This is a genomic window from Micromonospora sp. CB01531 (genome assembly GCF_001905095.1).
In the GTDB taxonomy this organism is placed as follows: domain Bacteria; phylum Actinomycetota; class Actinomycetes; order Mycobacteriales; family Micromonosporaceae; genus Micromonospora.
Genome location: NZ_LWLS01000105.1, coordinates 181366 through 196958, shown reverse-complemented (window position 1 = coordinate 196958; position 15593 = coordinate 181366). Strand labels below are relative to the sequence as shown.

The following is a 15593-nucleotide window of genomic DNA, read 5'->3' as shown; positions in this document are numbered from 1 at the left end:
GGCGTCGGCTTTCGGTCTGGGCGGACCGTAGCCGGGTCGAGGTGCGGCGTCGGTCCTCGTAGGCTGTGCCGGTGATCTTTACGCCGCGTCTCGCCGACACCGCGGCACGTCGCCGGTCGCCCGACGTGCCGTCCGAAAGGAAGGGCAGTGCGGCCGCCTGGCGGCCCGTCGTGGCAGCGGCCGGAGCGGACGCGGCGAGGGCGCTGTGGTGAGCGGGCTGCCCGTACCCGGGCAGCGGGCTGTCCCGCCGGCGTCGGGCCGGTCGCGGGTAGCGCGGTGGTGTGCCCGCGTCGAGGGTTCACGCTGGTTCGAGGTGGCGATCGTCGTCGTCATCGGGGCGAACGCGGTGGTGCTCGGCGTCGAGACCTACCCGCACCCGGGGTCGCTCGGGACACTGCTGCGGGCATTGGAGTGGTTCTTCCGCACGGTGTTCATCGTCGAGATCGCCATCCGGCTGCTGGCGCACGGTCGTCGGCCCCAGGACTTCTTCCGGCGCGGGTGGAACGTCTTCGACTTCGTGGTGACCGCGGCGGCGTTCATCCCCGGCCTGCACGGCGAGTCCGCTGGGCTGCGGGTGATCCGCATCGCCCGGGTGGTGCGGCTGGTGCGCTTCTCACCCGGGCTGCGCACCATCGTCACGGCGCTGCTGCGCAGCCTTCCCGGGGTCGGTGGGTTCCTCGCCCTCGCCCTGGTGACCCTGTACGTGTACGGCATGGCCGGGTGGCTCATCTTCAAAGAGGCGTATCCCGACGACTACGGCACGATCGGGCGGGCCGCGCTGACCCTGTTCGTGCTGCTGTCCCTGGAGACGCTGCCCGACCTGATCGAGCAGGGCATGGCGCTGTCGCCGTGGACCCTCGTCTACTACGTCAGCTTCGTGCTCATCACCGTCAACCTGCTGGTGAACATCCTCATCGCGGTGATCGTCAACTCGATGGAGGAGGCTCGCCGGCTGGAGATGACCGAACGGATGGCGGTGGACGAGGACCGCGACGGCGTACCGGACGAGATCGACCGGATCATGATCAGCCAACGGCTCGACGACCTACGGGCGCTGGTGGCCGACCTGGAGCGGGAGCTTCGGATCGACCGCGACGCCGGGCAGCCCAGGGCGGGTACCCGGGACCGGTGACCCGGCGGCCCGTCACCCGTGCTGCGCCGCACCAGCCGAGACGACGACCACGTGCAGATGTCGAGGGCCGTGGACGCCCTCCACCCGGTTGAGTTCGATGTCGCTGGTGGCCGAGGGTCCGCTGATCCAGGTCAGCGGGCGACCCGGGTCGACCCGGGCGACGGCGTCCGGCACCGTGGCGACGACCTGGTCGGCCCGCAGCACGCAGACGTGCACGTCGGGCAGCAGGCTGATGACCCGCCGGCCCTGGTCCGGGGCGGCGTCGAGCACGATGGTGCCGGTTTCGGCGACGGCCACGGCCGCGGCGGTGACCACCCCGTCCACGGCGGCGATCTGCGCCGCGGTGAGGTTCTCGTCGGTCACCGCGGCGACGGTGGCGGGCAGCCAGTGCCGGGGCAGCCCGGGCGGGACCACGACGCGCCGGCCGCCGAGCACCTCGTCAACGACCTGCGCGACGTCGGCGTCCGCGCACCGGTGCACGGTGGCCCGGTAGTCGGTGAGCCGGTGCACCAGCAGGTCGAGGTCGACGGCGACGGCGCCGGCCGGCCGGTAGTCCCGGGGTACCGCGGCCGGGTCCGCCGGCGGCTCACCGAGGGCGACCCGGAGCCGGCCGAGGATGAGGTCACGTGCGGTCACCGCTCGGCCCACCACTGGCGGAAGGTCTGGGGTGGCGCGGCCGGCAGGTCACGGCTGGCGGTCCAACCGTTGAGCGGCGGGGGCAGGGCGGGGCCGGCGAGCCGGGCCAGGCCCGCGGCGCGCTGCGCGGCCGCGTACAGCCGGGGATGGTCCATGGTGTACGCGGCGGCGCCCATCGCGGCCTTCTCGCCGGCCGGGTGGGGGGCTTGGCCGCGCAGGTGCACCAGCAGCTCCGGAATGTTGATCATCACGGGGCAGGCGTCGTAGCAGGCGCCGCAGAGCGACGACGCGTACGGCAGGGAGGCGTTGTCCGGCATCCCGGTGAGCTGCGGGGACAGCACCGCCCCGATCGGCCCCGGATAGACCGACCCGTACGCGTGCCCGCCGGTGCGCTCGTACACGGGGCACACGTTGAGGCAGGCGGAGCAACGGATGCAGTGCAGCGCCTGCCGGCCGACGGCGTCGGCGAGCACCGCGCTGCGGCCGTTGTCGAGCAGCACCAGGTGCACCTGCTGCGGCCCGTCGCCGGGGGTGACCCCGGTCCACATCGACGTGTACGGGTTCATCCGCTCCCCGGTCGACGCCCGGGGCAGCAACTGCAGGAACACCTCGAGGTCCGCCCAGGTGGGGATGACCTTCTCGACGCCCATCACGGTGATCAGGGTCTCCGGCAGGGTGAGGCACATCCGGCCGTTGCCCTCCGACTCGACCACCGCCAGGCTGCCGGTCTCCGCTACGGCGAAGTTCGCCCCGGAGACGGCCACCGGGGTGCTGAGGAAGGTCTCGCGCAGATGCCGGCGCGCCGCGGCGGCCAGGACGGCCGGCTCGTCGGTGAGGGCGGGGTCGACGCCGGGCATCTCGCGCAGGAAGATCTCCCGGATCTCCGCCCGGTTGCGGTGGATCGCCGGGACCAGGATGTGGCTGGGCCGGTCCCGGCCGAGCTGCACGATCAGCTCCGCCAGGTCGGTCTCCACCGGTTCGATCCCGGCGGCCTCGAGGGCCTCGTTCAGGCCGATCTCCTGGGTGGCCATCGACTTGACCTTCATGACCCGCTGCGCGCCGGTGGCCCGGACCAGGTCGGTCACGATACGGTTGGCTTCCAGCGCGTCGGCGGCCCAGTGCACGGTGCCGCCGGCCGCGGCGACGGCCGCCTCCAACTGCTCGAGCAGCTCTGGCAGCCGGGCCATGACGTCGGTCTTGATCGCCGAGCCGGCGGCGCGCAGCTGCGCCCAGTCGGGCAGCTCGCCGATCACCGCTGCCGACTTGGCGCGGATCGTCGTGGTGGCATGCCGCAGGTTACGGCGCAGCTGCGTGTCCCCCAGCGCCCGGCGGGCCGCCGCCGGGAAGGACTCCTCGCCGCGCAGATTTCCCACCCCGCGCGGTGCGGTGGCCGGCATGCCTAGGAACGTCCGCGTCACGACCCCACCTCCAACCGGTCCCGCTCCCCCGCGGTCTCGGCCCCCTCGATGCTCGCCAGGATCTCCGCCAGGTGCACGGTCCGCACGCCGGCCCTGAGCCGGGACAGCCCGCCGCCGATGTGCATCAGACACGACGAGTCCCCCGCCGTGCACATTTCCGCACGGGTGGCGAGGACGTTGCGCATCTTGTCCGCCAGCATCGCCGTGGAGGTGTCCGCGTTCTTCACCGCGAACGTGCCACCGAACCCGCAGCACTGCTCCGCCTGCGGCAGCTCCACCAGTTCCAGGCCACGGACCTCCCGCAGCAGGCGCAGCGGCTTGTCCGCCACCCGGAGCATCCGCAGCGAATGGCACGTCGGGTGGTAGGTCACCCGGTGCGGGAAGTAGGCCCCCACGTCGGTCACCCCGAGCACGTCCACCAGCAGCTCCGACAGCTCGTACGTGCGCCGGGCGACCTCTTCCGCCCGGCTGGCCAGCCGCTCGTCCCCCGCCCGGCGGGCCACCATCGCGTGCTGGTGCCGGACCGAGCCGACGCAGGAACCGGAGGGGGCGACCACCACGTCGTACGGGGCGAAGACCCGCACGTGCCGGCGGACCAGCCGCAGCGCGTCGTCCGGGTAGCCGGTGTTGACGTGCATCTGCCCGCAACAGGTCTGGTCCGCCGGGAAGACCACCTCGTGGCCGAGGCGCTCCAACAACCGCACCGTCGCCTTCGCCGCCTCGGGGAAGAGCGTGTCGGCGAGGCAGGTGACGAACAGCGCGATCCGCATCCTCAACCGCCCATCCGGTCCTCGGCGGCCCGCCACGCCGCCTCGTCGCCGCGCGGTTCGTACCGCACGATGCGCTGAGTGTCGCGCAGCACGGACCGCAGGGCCGCCAGATCGCCGGTGACGGCGCCGGCGGCACGGGCCTGCACCAGGATGTTACCGAGCGCGGTGGCCTCGACGGGCCCGGCGAACACCGGCAGTCCGCAGGCGTCGGCGGTCAGCTGGCACAGCAGTTCGTTGCGGGCGCCGCCGCCGACGACGTGCACGGCGTCGACGTGCCGGCCGGACAGCTGCTGCGCCTGGCGTACGGCGCGGCGGTGGGCCAGGGCCAGGCTGTCGACGATGCAGCGGACGGTCGCGGCGGGGGTGGCGGGTACCGGTTCGCCGGTGCGGCGGCAGGCGTCGGCGATGCGGGTGGGCATGTCGCCGGGCGGCAGGAACCGCGGGTCGTCGGGGTCCACGACCGAGCGAAAGGCCGGCTCCCGGGCCGCCCGGCGCAGCAGGTCGGGCAGGTCGGTGGCGCCCCAGGTGCGCAGCGATTCCTGCAGCAGCCACAGGCCCATGACGTTGCGCAGGTAGCGGATCGTCCCGTCGACGCCGGATTCGTTGGTGAAGTTGGCCTGCCGGCTCGCCTCGGTGAGCACCGGGGCGTCGAGCTCGACGCCGACCAGCGACCAGGTGCCGCAGGAGACGTAGGCGAAGCGCTCCCCCGCCGCCGGCACGCCCACCACCGCCGAGGCGGTGTCGTGGGAGCCGACCGCCACCACGTCGGGGGTGCCGGGCAGGCCCAGGCCGGGCCGGACCGGGCCGATCCGGGTGCCCGGCTCGCGCAGCGGCGGGAACAGGTCGGCGCGGATGCCCGCGTCGGCCATCAGGTCGGTGGCCCAGGCCCGGCGGCGCAGGTCGTACAGCTGGGTGGTGGAGGCGTTGGTGACCTCGGCGGCGACCTCGCCGGTGAGCCAGTACGCGATGAGGTCGGGGATCAGCAGCAGCCACCGCGCCGCGGCCAGCTGCGGCGTGCCGGCCGCCGCGACGAGCTGGTAGAGGGTGTTGAACGGCAGCTGCTGCAGCCCGGTGGTGCGGTAGAGCCGCTCCGCACCGAGCTGCTTGGTGACCCGCTCGGCGACGCCGTCGGTGCGGGCGTCACGGTAGTGCACCGGGTTGCCGAGTAGCGCTCCGGTGTCGTCGAGCAGCCCGTAGTCGACGGCCCAGGAGTCGATGCCGATGTTGGTCACCGGGCCGGTGGCGCGCAGGCCGTCGAGGACGCCCCGGTGCAGCGCGAGGACGTCCCAGTGCAGGGTGTCGCCGAGGCGCACCGGTTCGTTGGGGAACCGGTGCACCTCGGTAAGGTCCAATCGGCCTGGTGCGACGCGGCCGAGCATGACCCGGCCGTTGGACGCACCCAGGTCAACGGCGGCCAGGTGGAGGTCGGTCACAGCATCCCCCGCCGGGCCGCCCACACCACCGCCTGGATCGGGGCGGTGACGCCGAGCCGGTCGCAGATGGCCCGGATCCGGCGGCGCACGGTCCGCTCGGACAGCCCGGACCGCCGCGCCACCGTCTCCAGCGGCACGCCCGTGGCCAGCAACCGCAGCAACCGCAGGTCCTCCTCGTCGAGCACCGGATTCTCCACGAGCATCTTGGTCCTCATTCCCGCACCGGGCCGGATCAGCGGAGGAAGGCCGCGGCGACGCCGGCGTCCACCGGGATGTGCAGGCCCGTCGTGTGCGACAGGTCGCCGCCGGTGAGCACGAAGACGGCGTTGGCGACGTGCTCGGGCAGCACCTCCCGCTTGAGCAGGGTGCGCTGGGCGTAGAACTCGCCCAGCTTCTCCTCCGGCACGCCGTAGACGGCGGCGCGCTGGGCGCCCCAGCCGGCGGCGAAGATGCCGGAGCCGCGTACCACCCCGTCGGGGTTGACGCCGTTGACCCGGATGCCGTGGCCGCCCAGTTCGGCGGCGAGCAGCCGGACCTGGTGCGCCTGGTCGGCCTTGGCCGCGCCGTAGGCGACGTTGTTCGGCCCGGCGAACAGGGAGTTCTTGCTGGCGATGTAGACGATGTCGCCGCCCATCTGCTGGTCGATGAGGACCCGGGCGGCCTCCCGCGAGACCAGGAAGGAGCCCTTGGCCATCACGTCGTGCTGCACGTCCCAGTCCGCCTCGGTGGTCTCCAGCAGCGACTTCGACAGCGACAGCCCGGCGTTGTTGACCACCAGGTCCAGACCGCCGTAGGCGAGGACCGCCGCGCGGACCGCGGCGGCGACCGCGGCGGCGTCGGTGACGTCCACCGGTACGGCCACCGCGACGTCCGGGCCGCCCAGCTCACCGGCGACCGTCTCGGCGGCGGCGGCGTCCCGGTCCGTGACGACCACGCAGGCGCCCTCGGCGGCCAGCCGGTGGGCGATGGCCCGGCCGATGCCGGAACCGGCGCCGGTGACCAGGGCGATCCGGGTGGCGAGGGGCTTCGGCTTGGGCATCCGGGCCAGCTTGGCCTCTTCGAGGGCCCAGTACTCGATGCGGAACTTCTCGGCCTCGTCGATCGGGGCGTACCGGGACACGGCTTCGGCGCCGCGCATGACGTTGATGGCGTTGACGTAGAACTCCCCGGCGACCCGGGCGGTCTGCTTGTTGGCCCCGAAGCTGAACATGCCCACGCCTGGCACCAGGACGATGGCCGGGTCGGCGCCACGCATCGGCGGGCTGTCGCCGGTGGCGTGCCGCTGGTAGTAGGCGCGGTAGTCGTCGCGGTAGGCGGTGTGCAGTTCCCGGAGCCGGGCGACCGTGTCGGCCAGCGGGGCGGCCGGTGGCAGGTCGAGCACCAGCGGGCGGACCTTGGTGCGCAGGAAGTGGTCCGGGCAGGAGGTGCCGAGCGCGGCGAGCGCGGGGTGCCGCTCGCGGGTGACGAAGTCGAGCACCACGTCGCTGTCGGTGAAGTGCCCCACCTGGGGGCGGTCGGTGGAGGCCAGGCCCCGGATGACCGGTGCCAGCGCCGCCGCGCGGGCGCGCCGTTCGTCCGGGGGCAGCGGCTCGTAGCCGGGGATCACCGGGCCGAACGGCTCGGGCCGGCCGTGCTCGTCGAGGTACGCCTGGGCGGTGCGGATGATCTCCCGCGAGTGAAGTTCGCACTCCTCGCTGGTTGATCCCCAGGCGGTGATGCCGTGCCCGCCGAGGATGACGCCGATCGCCTGCGGGTTGGCCTTCGCGACGGCGGCGATGTCGAGCCCGAGCTGGAAGCCGGGCCGCCGCCACGGCACCCACAGCACCCGGTCGCCGAAGATCTCCTTGGTCAGTTCGGGCCCGTCGGCCGCGGTGGCGATCGCGATGCCGGCGTCGGGGTGCAGGTGGTCGACGTGGGCGGCGTCGACCAGCCCGTGCATGGCGGTGTCGATCGACGGCGCCGCCCCGCCCCGGCCGTGCCGGCAGTAGTCGAAGGCGGCCACCATCTCGTCCTCCCGCTCGACGCCCGGGTAGACGTCGAAGAGGGCGCGCAGCCGGTCGATCCGGAGCACGGCCAGGCCGGCCTCGGTGAGGGTGCCGAGGTCGCCGCCGGAGCCCTTGACCCAGAGCAGCTCGACGGGGCCGCCGGTCACCGGGTCGGTGGCCTCGCCCTTGGCCGAGGTGTTGCCGCCGGCGTAGTTGGTGGTGGTCGGGTCGGCGCCGAGCCGGTTGCTGCGGGCGATGAGCGCCTGAACCTCGGAATGCATCGTCCTCATGTCCCCTGTCTGCGTACTCGGTGGTGGTCAGGCGCCCCAGCCGGCCTGCTGGCCGCCGACGCGTTCGGCGCGGATCTTGTCGAAGTAGCCGGAGCGGGCGTACGCGGCCATCGGATCGGGGTCCAGGCCCAGCTCGGCGCGCAGCTCGGCGAGCAGCGGCCGCACGTCGGTGTGGTACGCGTCCATCAGCACCGCGTTGGCGCCGAGCACGTCACCGGCCTGCTGCGCGGCGGCCAGCGCGGCGACGTCGACGAGCAGCGCCTTGGCGGTCGCCTCCTGCACGTTCAGCACCGAGCGGATGATCGCGGGGATCTTCGGCTCGATGTTGTGGCACTGGTCGAGCATGAACGCGATCCCGGCCTCCGGGCGCAGCGCGTCGCCGCGGACGATCTCGTACATGATGCGGAACAGCTGGAACGGGTCCGCGGCGCCGACCATCAGGTCGTCGTCGGCGTAGAAGCGGGAGTTGAAGTCGAACCCCCCCAGCTTCCCGGCCCGCAGCAGGAACGCCACGATGAACTCGATGTTGGTGCCCGGCGCGTGGTGGCCGGTGTCGATGACGACCTGCGCCTTCGGCCCGAGTTCCAGGCAGTGCGCGTACGCGGTGCCCCAGTCCGGCACGTCGGTGGTGTAGAAGGCCGGCTCGAACAGCTTGTACTCCAGCAGCATCCGCTGGTGCTCGCCGAGCCGGTCGTACGTCTCGCGCAGCGCGACGGCGAGCCGGTCCTGCCGGGCGCGGATGTCGTCCTGCCCGGGGTAGTTGGTGCCGTCGGAGAACCAGAGCTTGAGGTCGCGGGAGCCGGTGCGGTCCATGATGTCCACGCACTCGAGCAGGTGGTCGATCGCCTTGCGGCGCACGCCCGGGTCCGGGTTGGTGACGCTGCCGAGCTTGTAGTCGTTGTCCTGGAACACGTTGGTGTTGATCGCGCCGAGGGTGACGCCCTGGTCGGCGGCGTACTTCGCCAGGTCGGCGTAGTCGTCGACCCGGTCCCAGGGGATGTGCAGGGCGACCGTGGGCGCCACCTTGGTGAGCCGGTGCACCACCGCGGCGTCGGCGATCTTCTCGTACGGGTTGCGCGGCACGCCCTCCTGGGGGAAGACCTTGAAGCGGGTGCCGGAGTTCGCGTACGCCCAGGACGGGGTCTCGATGCGCTGGGTGCGCAGGGCCTGCTTGACCCGGTCGTGGGTCTGCGCGTCGGACTGGGTCATCGTGACTCTCCCGTCTGGGCGGCGAGCTGCGCCTCGAGGTTGAAGACCTCGTCCAGCGGCCGCATGGCCCGGTCGGCCGTGCCCTGGTCGAGGTCGAGGAAGTAGGACGCCATCTCCGCCTGCCAGCGGGCGTTGACGTCACGGGCCTGCATGGCGGCCTGGGCCGCCGCGAAGTCGTCGGTCACCAGGAACCCCACGAGCAGGCCGTCCTCGCGCAGGAACAGTGAGTAGTCGTGCCAGCCGCACTCGGCCAGGGCGGCGAGCATCTCCGGCCAGACCCGCTCGTGCCGGGCGCGGTACTCGTCGAGGCGGGCCGGGTCGACCTGCAGGGTGAAGCAGACGCGGGGCATGGTTCTCCCGTCGGGCGCCCCCGGGGCGGTGCCGGCGCGACCGGCGCCGGCACCGCCAGGGCGGTCAGAACTGGAACTGGTCGATGTTGTTCTTGTCGAACACGGTGGGCGGGCCGAGGACGACCACCCCGTCCTTGCCGACGGTGAACTCGCCGAGCTTTCCGGCCTTGAACTTGTCGCCCTCGGCGCCGGTGATCTGGCCCGAGGCGAGGGCCGCGCCGGCGTACGCGGCGAGGTAGCCGAGGTCGGCCGGGTTCCACAGGGCGAACCCGTCGACGGTGCCGTCCTTGACGTACTCGCGCATCTGGTTCGGGGTGCCCAGGCCGGTGAGCTTGACCTTGCCCTTGTACTGCGACCCGCTGAGGTAGCGGGCGGCGGCGGCCACGCCGACGGTGGTCGGGGAGATGATGCCCTTCAGGTTCGGGTACGACTGCAGCAGGCCCTGGGTCTCCTGGAAGGACTTCTGGTCGTCGTCGTTGCCGTAGGCCACGGTGACCAGCTTGAGCTTGCTGTACTCGGGCTTCTTCAGCTCCTCCTTCATCAGCGCGATCCAGGCGTTCTGGTTGGTCGCGTTGGCGGTGGCGGAGAGGATGGCGATCTCGCCCGCGCCGCCGATCTGCTCGGAGATGAGCTTGACCTGGTTCTCCGCGATGCCCTCGGCGGTCACCTGGTTGACGAAGATCTGGCGGCACTCCGGCTTGGTGTCGGAGTCGAAGGTGACGATCTTGGCGCCGGCCGCCTTCGCCTGGTTCAGCGCGCCGCAGATCGCGTTGGGGTCGTTGGCCGAGGTGACGATCACGTCCATGCCCTGCTGCGACAGGGTGTTGATGTAGCTGACCTGGGACGAGGCGCTGGCCTCGGAGGGCCCGACCTCCTTGTACTCGCCCTTGATCTCGGTGATCGCCTCCTTGCCACCGTTGTCGCTGGTGGTGAAGTAGGGGTTGTTCACCTGCTTCGGCAGAAAGGCGATCTTGAGCCCTTCCTTGAGCTTGGCGTCCGGGTTGGCGGCGCCGCTGGCCTGCGCGCCGCCGCCGGTGTCGTTGCCGGAGTTCTCCCGGGTGGTGCCGCCACAGGCGGCGGAGCCGAGCAGCAGCGCGGCGAGGGTGACGGCGGTGGCCCCGACGCGGAGTCGTCTGTAGGTGGACATCGTTATCCTTCCAGGGAGGTGGGGTGCGGAGACGGTCACGACGCGGTGAGGTGCGCGCGTTGCCGTCGGCGGTGCAGCCGGGCGCGGACGTCCGCGACGGCGTTGGGCAGTACCACGGAGACGATCAGCAGGGTTCCGGTGACGATGGTCAGCGCGTTGGCGTCCACGTCGGCGAGCTGCAGGGCGTTGCGCAGGACCCCGAGGAGCAGGACACCGGCCACCACGCCGAGCAGCCCGCCGCGGCCGCCGAAGATGGACACCCCGCCGAGCAGCACCGCGGTCACCACGGTCAGCTCCAGGCCGGTGGCGTTGTCGCCGCGGGCGCTGGCGTAACGCAGGGTCCAGAAGACCCCGGCCAGCCCGCAGACCGCACCGGAGACCACGAACAGCCAGAACTTGGTCCGGGCCACCGACACGCCGGCGAACGTGGCGGCCTCGTCGTTGTTGCCCATGGCGTACAGCGCCCGGCCGGCCGGCGTGGCGTGCAGCACGACGCCGAACACCAGCGCCAGCAGCAGCACCGGGACGACCGCGGCCGGGATCGACGTGCCGGGGATGGTCTGCACCGCGGCAGCGGTCCAGCTGGCCGGGAAGTCGGCCACCGCCTGGTCGCCGAGCACGACGAAGGACAGTCCCCGGTACAGGGCGAGGGTGCCGATGGTCACCGCCAGCGACGGCAGGCCGAACCCAGTGACGAACAGGCCGTTGACCGCGCCGAACGCGGCGCCGAGCAGCACCACCAGCACGCAGATCAGCTCCAGCGACAGGCCGCTGGACAGCCACAGCTGCCCCATCAGGGTGCTGCCCAGGCCGACCATGCTGGCCACCGACAGGTCGATCTCGCCGGTGATCACGATCAGCGTCATGGGCAGCGCGAGCAGGGCCAGCGGCACCAGGTCGAGCAGCAGGAACTGGGCGTTGCGGCCGGTGGCGAAGTTCGGCACCGACAGGCCGGCCAGCACTACGGCCACCACCAGGGCGGCCACGATCGCCGCGTCCCAGGAACCGAGCGCGCCGCGCAGGCCCGCCAGGCGGCCCGCCTCCCGCTCGGTGTCCGCGGCGGACGGCGGTGCGGCGTACAGGCTGTCATGCGCCATGTGCGCTCCTCCCTCGGAGCCGGGCCGCCATCCGGAGGGCCAGGAGCCGGTCCAGGCCGATGGCGGCGAGGATGAGCGCGCCGACCACGGCCTGCTGCCAGAACGGGTCGATGCGCAGGACGGCCAGCGAGCTGCCGATCGTGGTGAGCAGGACGGCGCCGAGCGCCGCGCCGTAGGCGCTGCCGCCGAAGATGGCCACCCCGCCGACCACCGCGGCGGCGACGACCTGCAGTTCCAGGCCGGTGCCGGCGGCCGCGTCGAGGGTGCCGAACCGGGCGGCGTAGAGCACCCCGGCGAGGCCGGCGAGCGCGCCGTTGGCGACGAAGACGGCGAAGACCCGCCGACCGACCGGGATACCGGACAGCCGGGCGGCGGCCGGCTCGGAGCCGATGGCGTACAGCTCGCGGCCGCTGCGGTAGGAGCGCAGGTAGAAGCCGACGGCGGCGACCACGATGAGCGCGACCAGGAAGAGCGCGGGTACGCCGAGCACCGTCTGGTTGCCCAGCCGCAGGAACGAGCGGGGCATGTCGGCGGCGTTGATCTGCCGGCCGGCCGCCCAGTAGTAGTCGATCCCGCGGAAGGCGTAGAGGGTGCCGAGGGTGATGACCAGGGCTGGGACCTTGGCCACCGCGATCAGGCCGCCGTTGACCACTCCGCAGACCGCGCCGAGGGCGACGCCGAGCAGGAGCGCGACCGGCCAGGGGGTGCCGGGCGCGGCGAGGAAGAGCTCGCCGGTGGCGAACGCGACCAGCCCCAGGATCGACCCGACGGACAGGTCGACGTTGCGGGTGACGATGACCAGCGTCTGGCCGACCGCGAGGATCACCAGGATGGCGCAGCCGAGCAGCAGGTCCTTGATGCTCTGGCCGCTGAGGAACCGGTCGTTGCGCAGCGTGGTGACCAGGATCAGCGCGCCGAGGGCGAGCAGCAGGCTCAGTTCGCGGACGGCGAGCAGCCGCTCGGTGAGGCCGCGTCGCCGGCCGGGTCCGGGTGGCGGGTTCTCGGCCGCCTGGGCGGGCGCGCCGGTGTCGGTGAGACTCATGCCGGCAATCCGCTTCGCCGAACGGTCCGAGCCCCGGCCGCGCCGGTCTGTGCCGCACCGTCGCCGGGGCCTCGGCCGGAGGTCGGACTGTGTGCAGTGCCGTCATGAGGCACCACGGCACTGCACTGATTCGCTCGCTGACGCTCGCTCATGAGATGGCTCCTTGGCCGGTGGCGGCGTACATCACGGAGGTCTCGTCGGCCTCGGCCCGGGGCAGCTCGCGGACCACCCGTCCCTCGTGCATGACCAGCACCCGGTCGGCCATGCCGAGCACCTCGGGCAGCTCGCTGCTGATCATCAGGATGGCCAGCCCCTCGCCGGCCAGTTCGGACAGCAGCCGGTGGACCTCGGCCTTGGTGCCGACGTCGATGCCGCGGGTGGGTTCGTCGATGATCAAAATGCGGGGTTCGGTGGCGAGCCACTTGGCGAGCACCACCTTCTGCTGGTTGCCGCCGGAGAGGGTGGCCACCGGCGCGGCGAGGCGGGAGGCCTTGACCTGCAGCCGACGGGTCCAGCGGCGGGCCTCGGCCCGCTCGGCGCCGCCGAGGAGCAGGCCCAGCCGGCTCAGCGCCCGGCGGCGGGCGAGGGTGGCGTTGCGCTCCACCGACAGCTCCATGACCAGGCCCTGCTGGCGGCGGTCCTCGGGCACCAGGGCCATGCCGGCGGCGATCGCCCGGCCCGGGTTGCCGGGCGGGAGGGCTCGGCCGGCCACGCGTACCTCACCGGCGTCGTAGCGGTCGACGCCGAAGACGGCGCGGGCGACCTCGCTGCGTCCGGCACCGACCAGCCCGGCCAGGGCGACGATCTCGCCGCCGCGAACCGAGAAGGACACGTCGGAGAAGACGCCGGCCCGGCTGAGCCCGCGCACCTCCAGCAGGGTGTCGCGCAGCGGCGCGTCCTGTTTCGGGTAGAGCGAGGACACCTCGCGGCCGACCATGCGCCGCACCACCTCGTCGACGGTGAGGTCGGCGGCCCGGTCGCTGGAGACCCACGCGCCGTCGCGCAGTACGGTGATCCGCTGGCACAGGTCGAAGACCTCGTCGAAGCGGTGCGAGATGAACAGCACGGCGGCGCCGCGCTCGCACAGCGACCGGGCGACGCCGAAGAGTCGTTCCACCTCGACGCCGGAGAGCGCGGCGGTGGGCTCGTCCATGACGAGGATGCGGGCGTCGAAGGAGAGCGCCTTGGCGATCTCGACGAGCTGCTGGTCGGCGATGGACAGCCCGCGCGCGGGGCGGGCGGGGTCGATCCGGACGCCGAGGCGCTCGAACAGCCGCTCGGCGTCCCGGTTCATCGCCCGGGTGTCGATGCGCCGCAGACCCCGCAGCGGTTGCCGGCCCATGAAGATGTTCTCCGCGACCGACAGGTCCGGGAACAGGGTCGGCTCCTGGTAGATGACGGCGATGCCGGCGGCGCGGGCGTCGGCGGGGCCGCGCAGCTGCAGCGGTCGACCGTCGAGGGTCATCCGGCCGGCGTCGGGGGCGTGTGCTCCGGCGAGGGTCTTGACCAGGGTGGACTTGCCGGCCCCGTTCTCCCCGACCAGGGCGTGGGCCTCTCCGGGGTGCAGCGCCAGGTGCACCCCCCGCAGCGCAGCGACGGCCCCGAAGGACTTCGTCACGCCGTCCAGTTCCAGCAGCGGAGCGCTGTCCGCGCCCGGTGCGCCGGGGCTCATCCGATCCCCTCCTGAATCGTTTCACGGGTTGTGCAAGGACGGTAGGGGTCGACATTCGTGACCGTCAAGGGTTTCCCGGCGATTTCTAGACTGTTGCCAGCGGGGGTGACGAGGTCGTGCGGTAACACGTCCCAAGGCCTGCGACGGAGGCGCGCCGGCAGGCTCGACCGACTGGATGAAACGTTTTAGACGCTATAGACTCCCCGTCGTCGCCCGGTCGGCCCCGTTCCGACCGGCGCCCCGTACGGCCGCGGCAGCACCGCGACCCCTGCCCGCACCCGAGAGCGGGCCGCAACCACCCACCGCACCGATCGTCAGGGGAGCCATGGCAGCGGCGAACATCAAGGAGGTGGCCCGGCACGCCGGCGTCTCCCTCGGCACGGTGAGCAACGTGCTCAACCGACCCGACACGGTCGCCCCGGCCACCCGGCAGCGGGTGCTCGACGCCATCACCGAACTCGGGTACGTCCGCAACGACTCCGCCCGCCAACTGCGCGCCGGGCACAGCCGGACCGTCGCCATCGTCGTGCTGGACGTGGCCAACCCGTTCTTCACCGACGTGGTGCGCGGCGCCGAACAGGTGGTCGAGGAGGCCGGCGCGATGCTCGTCGTCTGCAACAGCGGCGAGGACAGCGCCCGGGAACGCCGGCACCTGGAACTGCTGGAGGAGCAGCGGGTCCGCGGGGTGCTCATCACCCCGGTCGGCCACGGCCCCCAACCCAACCTGGACAAGCTCATCGACCGGGGCATCCCGGTGGTGCTCGTCGACCGCGGCTCCGGCCGGGCCAGCCGCTGCTCGGTGGCCGTCGACGACGTGCTCGGCGGCCGGCTGGCCATGGACCACCTGCTGGACCAGGGCCACCGGCGCATCGCGTACCTCGGCGGCCCGTTCTCCATCGCCCAGGTCGCCGAACGGCACGCCGGGGCCGCGGTCGCGCTGGAGGAACGCGGCGGCGCCGAACTGCGGGTGGCGACCACCACCAGCCTGACCGTCGCCGCCGGGCGGCGCGCCGCCGAGGACCTGCTGGCCCTGCCGGCCCGGCAGCGGCCCACCGCCGTGTTCTGCGCCAACGACCTGATCGCGCTGGGCGTGCTGCAGGAGGTGACGGAGCGCGGCCTGCGGGTGCCCGCCGACGTGGCCATCGTCGGCTACGACGACATCGAGTTCGCCGGCGCGGCGGCGGTGCCGCTGTCGTCGGTGCGTCAACCCCGCGAGCAGCTCGGCCGCACGGCGGCCCAGCTGCTCCTGGAGGAGGCGCGGTCCGGCGAGACGCACCGGCACCGGCACGTGGTGTTCCAGCCGGAGCTGGTCGTCCGCCGCTCCAGCGAGCAGCCCCGGCGTACCCGGCGCTGACCTCGGGCCCGCGCAGGCGCCGGCGAATGGTCGCCCGCCCGCCTGGCCCTGGAGGCGG

General features: G+C 72.8%; 14 protein-coding genes. 2 read left to right on the top strand and 12 right to left on the bottom strand.

The window, feature by feature from the left end; genetic code table 11:
- The first annotated feature begins 205 nt into the window (after positions 1 to 205).
- Positions 206 to 1132, top strand: coding sequence for an ion transporter (locus A6A27_RS32465; RefSeq protein WP_338013326.1), 927 nt, complete (start codon positions 206 to 208; stop codon positions 1130 to 1132).
- A gap of 12 nt (positions 1133 to 1144) precedes the next feature.
- On the opposite strand, the gene A6A27_RS32460 is transcribed toward A6A27_RS32465, so the two are convergent.
- From A6A27_RS32460 to A6A27_RS32405, 12 genes are all read right to left on the bottom strand, one after another.
- The gene (locus A6A27_RS32460) at positions 1145 to 1768 is read right to left on the bottom strand and encodes a LutC/YkgG family protein (protein WP_073838539.1); all 624 of its coding nucleotides are present in this window, start codon (positions 1766 to 1768) and stop codon (positions 1145 to 1147) included.
- Positions 1765 to 3165 carry a lactate utilization protein B gene (locus tag A6A27_RS32455; protein ID WP_073838434.1) on the bottom strand — a complete coding sequence of 467 codons (1401 nt, stop codon included), beginning with the start codon at positions 3163 to 3165 and terminating at the stop codon, positions 1765 to 1767. The genes A6A27_RS32460 and A6A27_RS32455 overlap by 4 nt, the downstream gene beginning before the upstream one ends.
- A gap of 17 nt (positions 3166 to 3182) precedes the next feature.
- Entirely contained in the window at positions 3183 to 3956 is a 774-nt protein-coding gene (locus A6A27_RS32450; RefSeq protein WP_073838433.1) for a (Fe-S)-binding protein, read from the bottom strand.
- A gap of 2 nt (positions 3957 to 3958) precedes the next feature.
- Positions 3959 to 5389: a rhamnulokinase gene (locus A6A27_RS32445; RefSeq protein WP_073838432.1), complete on the bottom strand. Its 1431-nt coding sequence runs from the start codon at positions 5387 to 5389 to the stop codon at positions 3959 to 3961.
- On the bottom strand, positions 5386 to 5604 hold the full coding sequence (locus A6A27_RS32440) for a helix-turn-helix domain-containing protein (protein WP_083673034.1): 219 nt from the start codon (positions 5602 to 5604) through the stop codon (positions 5386 to 5388). The genes A6A27_RS32445 and A6A27_RS32440 overlap by 4 nt, the downstream gene beginning before the upstream one ends.
- Before the next feature lie 17 nt (positions 5605 to 5621).
- A complete protein-coding gene (locus A6A27_RS32435; RefSeq protein ID WP_073838430.1) occupies positions 5622 to 7664 on the bottom strand; it encodes a bifunctional rhamnulose-1-phosphate aldolase/short-chain dehydrogenase in 2043 nt (680 codons plus the stop codon).
- A 27-nt stretch (positions 7665 to 7691) separates the two neighbouring features.
- Positions 7692 to 8873 (bottom strand): L-rhamnose isomerase, encoded by a 1182-nt coding sequence (rhaI, locus tag A6A27_RS32430; protein WP_073838429.1) that lies wholly within the window; start codon positions 8871 to 8873, stop codon positions 7692 to 7694.
- On the bottom strand, positions 8870 to 9223 hold the full coding sequence (locus A6A27_RS32425; RefSeq protein ID WP_073838428.1) for an L-rhamnose mutarotase: 354 nt from the start codon (positions 9221 to 9223) through the stop codon (positions 8870 to 8872). Before A6A27_RS32425 ends, rhaI begins: the two co-directional genes overlap by 4 nt.
- Positions 9224 to 9287: 64 nt before the next feature.
- Positions 9288 to 10370, bottom strand: a complete 1083-nt coding sequence (rhaS, locus tag A6A27_RS32420; RefSeq protein WP_073838427.1) for a rhamnose ABC transporter substrate-binding protein — start codon at positions 10368 to 10370, stop codon at positions 9288 to 9290.
- 35 nt (positions 10371 to 10405) lie between these two features.
- Entirely contained in the window at positions 10406 to 11467 is a 1062-nt protein-coding gene (locus tag A6A27_RS32415) for an ABC transporter permease (RefSeq protein ID WP_083673033.1), read from the bottom strand.
- The gene (locus A6A27_RS32410; RefSeq protein ID WP_073838426.1) at positions 11457 to 12509 is read right to left on the bottom strand and encodes an ABC transporter permease; all 1053 of its coding nucleotides are present in this window, start codon (positions 12507 to 12509) and stop codon (positions 11457 to 11459) included. Before A6A27_RS32410 ends, A6A27_RS32415 begins: the two co-directional genes overlap by 11 nt.
- 148 nt (positions 12510 to 12657) lie before the next feature.
- Positions 12658 to 14181, bottom strand: coding sequence for a sugar ABC transporter ATP-binding protein (locus tag A6A27_RS32405; RefSeq protein WP_073838425.1), 1524 nt, complete (start codon positions 14179 to 14181; stop codon positions 12658 to 12660).
- A gap of 325 nt (positions 14182 to 14506) precedes the next feature.
- Here A6A27_RS32405 and A6A27_RS32400 point away from each other — a divergent pair, with 325 nt between their 5' ends.
- The gene (locus A6A27_RS32400; RefSeq protein ID WP_073838424.1) at positions 14507 to 15535 is read left to right on the top strand and encodes a LacI family DNA-binding transcriptional regulator; all 1029 of its coding nucleotides are present in this window, start codon (positions 14507 to 14509) and stop codon (positions 15533 to 15535) included.
- Positions 15536 to 15593 lie beyond the last annotated feature (58 nt).

What these genes read in the sequence shown, in the direction of transcription:
- A6A27_RS32410 (WP_073838426.1), bottom strand. Translation starts at nt 12,509, where the DNA reads ATGAGTCTCACCGACACCGGCGCGCCCGCCCAGGCGGCCGAGAACCCG.
- A6A27_RS32425 (WP_073838428.1), bottom strand. Translation starts at nt 9,223, where the DNA reads ATGCCCCGCGTCTGCTTCACCCTGCAGGTCGACCCGGCCCGCCTCGAC.
- A6A27_RS32455 (WP_073838434.1), bottom strand. Translation starts at nt 3,165, where the DNA reads ATGCCGGCCACCGCACCGCGCGGGGTGGGAAATCTGCGCGGCGAGGAG.
- rhaI (WP_073838429.1), bottom strand. Translation starts at nt 8,873, where the DNA reads ATGACCCAGTCCGACGCGCAGACCCACGACCGGGTCAAGCAGGCCCTG.
- A6A27_RS32435 (WP_073838430.1), bottom strand. Translation starts at nt 7,664, where the DNA reads ATGAGGACGATGCATTCCGAGGTTCAGGCGCTCATCGCCCGCAGCAAC.
- A6A27_RS32415 (WP_083673033.1), bottom strand. Translation starts at nt 11,467, where the DNA reads ATGGCGCATGACAGCCTGTACGCCGCACCGCCGTCCGCCGCGGACACC.
- A6A27_RS32400 (WP_073838424.1), top strand. Translation starts at nt 14,507, where the DNA reads ATGGCAGCGGCGAACATCAAGGAGGTGGCCCGGCACGCCGGCGTCTCC.
- rhaS (WP_073838427.1), bottom strand. Translation starts at nt 10,370, where the DNA reads ATGTCCACCTACAGACGACTCCGCGTCGGGGCCACCGCCGTCACCCTC.
- A6A27_RS32450 (WP_073838433.1), bottom strand. Translation starts at nt 3,956, where the DNA reads ATGCGGATCGCGCTGTTCGTCACCTGCCTCGCCGACACGCTCTTCCCC.
- A6A27_RS32405 (WP_073838425.1), bottom strand. Translation starts at nt 14,181, where the DNA reads ATGAGCCCCGGCGCACCGGGCGCGGACAGCGCTCCGCTGCTGGAACTG.
- A6A27_RS32440 (WP_083673034.1), bottom strand. Translation starts at nt 5,604, where the DNA reads ATGAGGACCAAGATGCTCGTGGAGAATCCGGTGCTCGACGAGGAGGAC.